Below are 2152 nucleotides of genomic sequence, written 5' to 3'. Positions count from 1 at the left end.
TGAGCTCGGCCACGACCTCGTCAAGCTCCATGCCGAAACCCACCTTTCTGCGACCGTTCGTGCCTACCGCTGAAACCACGGACAAAACCTGCCAGCGCGAACCGTTTTTTGCCAGAATGGCGGATCCGGAAGACCCGAAGGTGACATCGCAATCAAAAGTGATCAGGCCTTGCCTGCGATCCAAAACGCGGCATGACCTTTCCCGCGTGATCGCCTCGGATCGTCCGCGTCCATATGAGGCTATGCTGATCTCGTTTCCTGAAACTCGCCCGCTGTACAACACGAAAGGATCGGCAATCGAATACGGGATGGGCTCATTCAACCGCATCAGGGCGACATCCATCCGAACGCCTTCGTGCGAAAGCGGGTTATTTGACGCGTAGCCGGGCAAAACCGCAATCTGCGTGACCTGACGCTCGGCCAACGCGCTGCCTTTGCTCAGACCCGCACGAAACGTGATGTCTTCGGGCGCGTATGTTTCCCCGGTACGACGGTCCACAGCACAATGGGCAGCGGTCAGCACCATGTCCTGCGCAATCAGCGTACCTGTGCAATAGGACGCTTCGCGCACATCCAGCCGCCCGATTGCTTCCCAACCGTAAAGGTCGTCCCGGTCTGTCAGCTTGCGTTTGTTGGCTTGCGCATGGGATGCGGTCGCCAGAACACTCAGGCCCAAAAGCAGACTTAGAAAGACCTTGGTCATGGCCGGATAAACCTTGCACCGACGTTCTTGCCCGTCCCTGAACCGGAGGTCGACAATCCAAATCCGTGCCCGGCAGACAGCTCGTCTCGCAGCAATTGCAGCGAATGTTCAACCGCAGTTCCGATCGCAACGCTCTGGCCATCCATGCTGGCCTTTGCCGCCACAACCGACACGATCTGAGGGCGCGCGCCTGTAAAAGAAAAAACCGGTGCTCCTGAAGACCCGAAGTCGACGTCGCAAGACATGATCATAACGCCTGCCTGCCGGTTCATGACCGAACAAACCTGTTGCAACGAAGGCGCTTCTGACCGGTCATGTGCATATGACACCACGCCCACTTCCGCGCCCCGGCGCGGCTGATCTCCTGATTCAAACGGAATGACCGATGTGTTGCGGATCGGCTGCCAAAGCTCGATCAGGGCGACATCCGCGCCGACACGGTCCGTCGACGACTCAGCACTGAATTGATAATCCGGGTGAATTACAGCCTGCCTTGCCGTTCTATAAGCCAAAGCGCGGCCCAGCCGCCACCCGGCCAGAAATTCGATATCGGACGGGTTCACCCGCTGCCCGGACACCTTGTCGAACAGGCAGTGCGCCGCTGTCAGCACAAGGGTCGGCGATACAAGCGTTCCGGTGCAGAACCCTTTTCCGGCAATATCCAGACGCCCGACAGCCATCCATTCGCGCCCGGAATCCGAGGTCTCCAGGCTTTCCAGCCTGGTGTCCTGTGCTGTAGCCGCCATCGGCAAAGCACAAAGCACAATCGCCCTAATCCAGTTGCGCACTCGGGTCTCCGGAGACTCACTCTGAAGCTTTTGTCCTACGTGCCCCGTTGGGCGAAAATAGGGCGATCGGTGTACAGGGGTATTTCCTCAGGAAATGATGCGGGTCGGCATCAGGGCGGCTCATCGCAATATGGGAACAGCGCCCTCTGCCCGTTGCAAGGCGGGTGGCTTTGGCCCCCCTGTCGCCCAATCCAGCAGCTCGACCGTATGAACGACTGGCACTTGGGTCCCAGACCCGATCTGCATCATGCAACCGATATTGCCTGCGGCGATGATATCGGGCTTCTTCGCCTCAAGTGTTTTGATTTTGCGCTGCTTCAACTGACCCGAGATTTCCGGCTGCATCAGGTTGTAAGTCCCCGCGCTGCCGCAACACAAATGGCTGTCGGCGGGCTCGACCACTTGAAACCCGGCCCGTTTCAGCAGGTCTTTGGGATAGGTCTTGATCTTCTGCCCATGTTGCAGCGAACACGCCGCGTGATACGCAACTGTAAGGTCCTGATCACGCCCTTCGGGCAAATTCAGTTGCATAACCAGCTCACTGATATCCATCGCGATACCCGAGACCCGTGCGGCATCATCCGAGAGCGTGTCGTTCCGGAACATATGCCCGTAATCCTTGACCGTCGTCCCACAGCCCGAGGTGTTGATCACGATGGCG

Annotated in this window: 3 protein-coding genes; all 3 read right to left on the bottom strand. The window is 58.4% G+C overall.

What is annotated here, in order from left to right:
* Positions 1 to 703: trypsin-like serine peptidase (locus AC2FND_RS20030; protein ID WP_496771456.1), on the bottom strand; the 703-nt coding region annotated here is incomplete at its 3' end.
* Positions 700 to 1491, bottom strand: a complete 792-nt coding sequence (locus AC2FND_RS20025; protein ID WP_496771455.1) for a trypsin-like serine peptidase — start codon at positions 1489 to 1491, stop codon at positions 700 to 702. The genes AC2FND_RS20025 and AC2FND_RS20030, both read right to left, overlap by 4 nt.
* 120 nt (positions 1492 to 1611) lie before the next feature.
* A partial coding sequence (locus AC2FND_RS20020; protein WP_496771454.1) for a heterodisulfide reductase-related iron-sulfur binding cluster occupies positions 1612 to 2152 on the bottom strand: 541 nt, incomplete at its 5' end.

The sequence above is a fragment of the Ruegeria sp. BHSB056 genome (assembly GCF_059613305.1).
The sequence above is the reverse complement of the archived record's forward strand: the minus strand, read 5'-3'. Positions and strand labels throughout refer to the sequence as shown.